The sequence below is a fragment of the Massilia phosphatilytica genome (assembly GCF_977014125.1).
This window is the reverse complement of the sequence record NZ_CDRNIL010000144.1, coordinates 1-5,468: the sequence shown is the minus strand read 5'-3', so window position 1 is coordinate 5,468 and position 5,468 is coordinate 1. Positions and strand designations below refer to the sequence as shown.

Genomic DNA, 5,468 nt, shown 5'->3' with positions numbered 1-5,468 from the left:
TTGTGGCGTACTTCGTTCAGTTACGTATTGCTAAGGTTAAAACGGAGGAGTTAGTTTGGATGATCCAGCACCTGGTCTTCTCTTTCTGGTCGTTCGCGCCGGCCGGATCGGTACCGAAGGTCAGCCGGGTACCACGACGTGCAGTTCGTGCCGGTCGCGCACAGCATGTTCGGATACGTGTGCAGCTGGGCATAGGCTCCCGGGTAGCCGGTGGCCAGCGACGCGGCCGGGAACACCAGCGCGGGCACCGAGGTGTTGTTATTGAAGAAGTTGCTGAACGAGTGGACCTCGGTACTGGTTGGAGAAGCGCGGATCGCCCAGGTAAGCCAGGCCCGTGAGCGTGCCGGGCACCTGCCAGGTCTGGGTGATGGCCGCCCAGTTGTAGCTCGGGTTCGAGTTCTCGTTGCGCGAGTCGCGGTCCGTCAGGCGCACGCCGAAACGGATGTCGCGCAGCACCGGATGGTCGAAGTCGTACTTCGCGTCCGTCCGCCAGGCCCACTCGCCGGCCTTGCTGCGGTCCTGGTGTTCCATCGTGAACGCCCAGTAGTAATTGTTCGGATTTGCGAGGTAGGCGCGGTCGGCGTCGGTGAACGACAAGGTCGGGACGTCGCCGCGCAGGTCGATGGTCTCGCTCGGCATCTGCACGCCGGTGGCCACGGTGGAGTCGAAGCTGCTGGTCGTGGCGCGGATGCGCTGCAGGTCGGTGCTCAGGGTCCAGCGGTCGTTCGGACGCCAGCGCACGTTCCACGACGATGTCCGTCGTATCGGATTTGCGGTCGGCCGAGCGCGTGTCGCCGCCGAAGTTGATGCCGTTATCCTTCGGGTCGGTCAAGCGTGCCGGTCAGCAGCGGCGCCCTTGGAGTCGAACGTGGCGTCCGTGCCGACCTGGATGTTGTAGGGGCTGGACTGGGCGAAGATCGCCTGCTCGTCCCAGTGCATCTTGTAGCGCGACTTGAAGAACGTGAGCGAGGAGCTCAGCGTGCTGTCCTTCTTCCACTGCAGCGCGCCGTAGGTGCCTTCGCGCTTGCGGTCGAAGTTCCAGCGTGCGCCATTGCGAGCCCTTCGGCACCCACACGGTCTTGCCGGCGACGACGTCGCTGCGCGGGTAGTACGGTTCGACCTGGAAGGCGTCGGTGCGGGTGCCGCTTTCCGAATACGCGAGGTCGACCAGCGCGCCGACCTCGCCGAAGCCGGTCTTCCAGCGGTCCGAGAACATGAACGGAGCGCGGACGGCTGGCGCTTGCCGCGCTTCAGTTCGGAATACGTGTCTTCCAGCGACGCGGCCATCTTGCGGCCCTTGAAGTCGAACGGCAGCGCCGTGCGCAGGTTCACGAGGCCGCCGACGGCGCCTTCGATCTGTTCGGCCGACGGATTCTTGTAGACGTCGACGCCGGCCATCAGCTCGGGCGGCACGTCTTCGAAGTTCAGCGAGCGGCCGCCGTTGGCGGAGAACGAGTCGCGGCCGTTCAGTTCCGAACGGACGTACGACAGGCCGCGCACGGTCACGCCCGAGCCTTCGACCGAGTAGTGTTCCGGGTCGCCCTTGGACATCGTGCGGTCGATGGTGACGCCGACGACGCGCTGCAGCACTTCGGTCACCGAACTGGTCCGGCAGCTTGCCGATGTCGTCGGCGACGATCGAATCGACGATCTCGTCCGAATTCTGCTTGAGCTTCTGTGCGGACTGCAGCGCGGCGCGCTGGCCCGTCACGACCACGACGGTGGCCCCGTTCGGGTCCTGGCTCGCCTGGGCCTGCGCCAGCGCGGCGCCGCCGGCGAGCAATGCGATCTGGCCCACTGCGACGGCGATCGCGGTTCTCTTGAATCGAGTCATGTTGTCTCCTGTGCTCTGTTTGTGGTGCCCCGCTTCAACGGCGGGGCTGGTTACGACTGCGGATGAATACGGCCACCCGGCGGCGGCCGCGATAATGGGTCAATGCGAATTCGAGGCGGCTGGCCGGAATGCGGCGCGGCCGGATTGGTGTTGCGAATCGGCCGGGATAATGGTCCCGGTCCGGAATGATTGGCAACGGCGGGACGGGATCGGCATTCTTGTCTCCATGCTTTATTTGTTGCACCAGCGATGTAATCGTTATGGTCTTGTAATCGGTTTCATGAGTGTAGTGATCGAGCGTGATTTTTGTCAAACGCCATAACATCACTGTTGTGCGCTAACATCGTATGTATATTTTATTTGCGGAAAAGTATGCTGAAAATTTATAGCTCGATAATTCGTCCGCAAGGCGCAACACACTTGCGCAGCGTGATGGTTTCGGCCGGAAATGTGTCCGCGCAAAATTGAACAGGACAGGGGCGATAAATCCGATCCGTAGAGAGACGCGGGCCCGCAAACGTAGTGCGTTGCTCATCGCAGGAACGCGGTCGCGGGCAAATCGCAGGGGTTATCAGGCATTGGCTGCCTGATCCGGGATACACAATTTCAGGCTATGTTAGGTAGCGCTATCATCACAATAATACGCAATATTGAACAGGCGTAGTTTTGCCTATAAACAACAACTGAACCGCGACTCCAATTCTGAACATTGTTTTGGTAGCGCAATCAATTAAATCGCCAAATCGTTTATGAAAAGATTTCCCCTTCCCGTTTCGATTTTGCGGAAAAGGGAAATGGTATCTTGTCGCTATCCATGAGAGCACGTAGAGTCCTATCGATTTACTTCGCCATGCGACCCATTTAAAAAAGAGCGCAATAACAGACATGACCGATTTTCAAAAGTACCCGAACCGCATTTGCCGCGCCGGCCGTCCGGAGGCCGCATGAACGTGCCGGCCGAACCGCTCAAGAAGACGCGCCGCACGAAAGGCGGACTCACGCTCGTGGACGTGGCGCGCGTGGCGGGCGTGGCGCCGATCACGGTGTCGCGCGTGCTGGATTCGCCGGAGAAGGTATCGCCCGACCTCGTGCAGAAAGTGCGCGCGGCGATCGAACGCACGGGCTATGTGCCCAACCTGCTCGCCGGCAGCCTGGCCTCGACGAAGAGCCGCATGATCGCGGCGATCCTGCCCACCATCGCGGGCTCCGTGTTCCTCGACATGATCCAGTCGCTGACGGAGACGCTGGCCGGCGCCGGCTACCAGCTGATCCTGGGCCAGGCGGGTTATGTGAATTCGCGCGAGGATGAACTGCTCGAAGCGATCATCGGGCGCCGCCCGGACGGCATCGTCCTCGCCGGCATCATGCGGTCGGCGCAGGGCCGGCGCCGCCTGCAGGCCAGCGCCATTCCGCTCGTCGAGACGTGGGACCTGACGCCCACGCCGGCCGACATGCTGGTCGGGTTTTCGCACGAGGACGCGGGCCAGGCGGTGGCGGAATTCCTGTACCAGCGCGGGCGCCGCCGCGTGGCCGTGATCAGCGCTTCCGACGAACGCGCCCAGCGCCGCAACAGCGCCTTCGCGCAGGCGGCCGTGCGCCACATGCGAAAACCCGACCAGCATGTCGGCCGGCGTGGGCGTCAGGTCCCACGTCTCGACGAGCGGAATGGCGCTGGCCTGCAGGCGGCGCCGGCCCTCGCCGACCGCATGATGCCGGCGAGGACGATGCCGTCCGGGCGGCGCCCGATGATCGCTTCGAGCAGTTCATCCTCGCGCGAATTCACATAACCCGCCTGGCCCAGGATCAGCTGGTAGCCGGCGCCGGCCAGCGTCTCCATCGCGTGGATCATGTCGAGGAACACGGAGCCCGCGATGGTGGGCAGGATCGCCGCGATCATGCGGCTCTTCGTCGAGAGCGGCTGCCGGCGAGCAGGTTGGGCGCGGTCGCCCGTGCGTTCGATGGCCGCGCGGCTTCTTGCACGAGGTCGGGCGATCCTTCTCCGCGCGACACCGTGATCGGCGCCACGCCCGCCACGCGCGCCACGTCCACGAGGGCTGAGTCCCGCCTTTCGTGCGGCGCGTCTTCTTGAGCGGTTCCACACACGTTCATGCGGCCTCCGGACGGCCGGCGGGCAAATGCGGTTCGGGTACTTTTGAAAATCGGTCATGTCTGTTATTGCGCTCTTTTAAATGGGTCGCATGGCGAAATGATAGGACTTCTGCGTGCTCTCATGGATAGCGACATTGCCGTTTCCCTTTCCGCAAAATCGAAACGGGAAGGGGAAATCTTTTCATAAACGATTTGGCGATTTAATTGATTGCGCTACCAAAACAATGTTCAGAATTGGAGTCGCGGCTAGTTGTTGTTTATAGGCAAAACTACGCATATGTCAATATACGTGTGATGATAGCGCTACCTAACATAGCCTGAAATTGTGTATCCGGATCAGGCAGCCAATGCCTGATAACCCCTCGGATTTGCCCGCGACCGCGTTCCTGCGATGAGCAACGCACTACGTTGCGGGCCCGCGTCTCTCTACGGATCGGATTTATCGCCCCTGTGCCTGTTCAATTTTGCGCGGAACTTCCGGCAAACCATAGCGCTGCGCAAGTGTGTTGCGCCTTGCGGACGAATTATCAAGCTATAAATTTTCAGCATACTTTTCCGCAAATAAATATACATACGATGTTAGCGCACAACAGTGATGTTATGACATTCACGAAGATCAGCACTCATTACACTCATGAAACTGAGACCATAGCGTACATCGCTGGTGCAACAAATAAAGCATGAAACTAAATGCGATCCCGTCCCGCCGTTGCCAACATTCCGGACCGGGACCATTATCCGGCCGAGCCAACGCCAATCCCGGCCGCGCCGCATTCCGGCCGCCGCCTCGAATTGGCATTAACCCGTTATCAGCCGCCGCCGGGTGCATATTCATCCGCAGTGGCCGTTGAAGCGGGGCACCGCGAACGAGGCGCGGGAGCCGAGCATGACTCATTCAAGGAACCGCGATCGCCGTCGCAGTGGGCCAGATCCGCATTGCTCGCCGGCGGCGCCGCGCTGCGCAGGCCCAGGCGAGCCAGGACCCGAACGGGGCCGCCGTCGTGGTCGTGACGGGCCAGCGCGCCGCGTGCGTCGCAGCAGAAGCTCAAGCAGAATTCAGGACGAGATGGTGCGACTCGATCGTCGCCGACGACATCGGCAAGCTGCCGGACCGCTGGTGACCCGAAGTCTGCAGCGCGTCGTCGTATAGCCATCGACCACACGATGTCCAAGGGCGAGCCGGAACACTACTCGGTCGAGGGTTCGAGCGTGAACCTGCGCCGGCCTGTCCTACGTCCGTTCGGAACTGAAGCTGGCCGCGATTCGTTCTCCGCCAACGGCAGCCGCTCGCTGAACTTCGAAGACGTCGCCGGAACTTGATGGCCGGCGTCGACGTGTACGATCCCATTCCGCGAACAGAATCGAAGGCGCGTCGGCGGCCTCGTCAACCTGTACGGCGCTGCATTTCGACTTGGAGTCGGCCGCGTCGCTGAAGACGGTGCTGGATCATCCAACTAACTCCTCCGTTTTAACCTTAGGTGCTGGATCATCCAACTCCTCCGTTTTAACCTTCACAATGGGGAGG

9 protein-coding genes are annotated in these 5,468 nt (G+C 61.5%); 4 read left to right on the top strand and 5 right to left on the bottom strand.

Features of this window, described 5'->3' with window-relative positions; all coding sequences use genetic code 11:
- Window positions 1-16: 16 nt before the first annotated feature.
- From ACWNCF_RS05130 to ACWNCF_RS05120, 3 genes are all read right to left on the bottom strand, one after another.
- Complete coding sequence (locus ACWNCF_RS05130; protein WP_449406264.1) at window positions 17-193, bottom strand: hypothetical protein; 177 nt, start codon at window positions 191-193, stop codon at window positions 17-19.
- 65 nt (window positions 194-258) lie between these two features.
- Window positions 259-741: a hypothetical protein gene (locus tag ACWNCF_RS05125; protein ID WP_449406263.1), complete on the bottom strand. Its 483-nt coding sequence runs from the start codon at window positions 739-741 to the stop codon at window positions 259-261.
- Between the two features lie 87 nt (window positions 742-828).
- Window positions 829-1,599, bottom strand: a complete 771-nt coding sequence (locus ACWNCF_RS05120) for a TonB-dependent receptor plug domain-containing protein (RefSeq protein WP_449406262.1) — start codon at window positions 1,597-1,599, stop codon at window positions 829-831.
- On the opposite strand from ACWNCF_RS05120, the gene ACWNCF_RS05115 reads away from it, so the two are divergent.
- Window positions 1,565-1,900: a hypothetical protein gene (locus ACWNCF_RS05115; protein ID WP_449406261.1), complete on the top strand. Its 336-nt coding sequence runs from the start codon at window positions 1,565-1,567 to the stop codon at window positions 1,898-1,900. The genes ACWNCF_RS05120 and ACWNCF_RS05115 overlap by 35 nt on opposite strands.
- Here ACWNCF_RS05115 and ACWNCF_RS05110 read toward each other — a convergent pair.
- Window positions 1,869-2,147, bottom strand: a complete 279-nt coding sequence (locus ACWNCF_RS05110; RefSeq protein WP_449406260.1) for a hypothetical protein — start codon at window positions 2,145-2,147, stop codon at window positions 1,869-1,871. The two genes, ACWNCF_RS05115 and ACWNCF_RS05110, sit on opposite strands and share 32 nt — an antisense overlap.
- A 631-nt stretch (window positions 2,148-2,778) precedes the next feature.
- Here ACWNCF_RS05110 and ACWNCF_RS05105 point away from each other — a divergent pair.
- Window positions 2,779-3,621 carry a LacI family DNA-binding transcriptional regulator gene (locus tag ACWNCF_RS05105; protein WP_449406259.1) on the top strand — a complete coding sequence of 281 codons (843 nt, stop codon included), beginning with the start codon at window positions 2,779-2,781 and terminating at the stop codon, window positions 3,619-3,621.
- Window positions 3,622-3,727: 106 nt separating this feature from the next.
- Here the strand turns inward: ACWNCF_RS05105 and ACWNCF_RS05100 are convergent, their stop codons facing one another.
- Window positions 3,728-3,943, bottom strand: a complete 216-nt coding sequence (locus tag ACWNCF_RS05100; protein ID WP_449406258.1) for a hypothetical protein — start codon at window positions 3,941-3,943, stop codon at window positions 3,728-3,730.
- Window positions 3,944-4,863: 920 nt separating this feature from the next.
- Here ACWNCF_RS05100 and ACWNCF_RS05095 point away from each other — a divergent pair.
- The gene (locus tag ACWNCF_RS05095) at window positions 4,864-5,064 is read left to right on the top strand and encodes a hypothetical protein (protein WP_449406257.1); all 201 of its coding nucleotides are present in this window, start codon (window positions 4,864-4,866) and stop codon (window positions 5,062-5,064) included.
- A 43-nt stretch (window positions 5,065-5,107) separates the two neighbouring features.
- Window positions 5,108-5,263 (top strand): hypothetical protein, encoded by a 156-nt coding sequence (locus tag ACWNCF_RS05090; RefSeq protein ID WP_449406256.1) that lies wholly within the window; start codon window positions 5,108-5,110, stop codon window positions 5,261-5,263.
- Window positions 5,264-5,468: the final 205 nt, after the last annotated feature.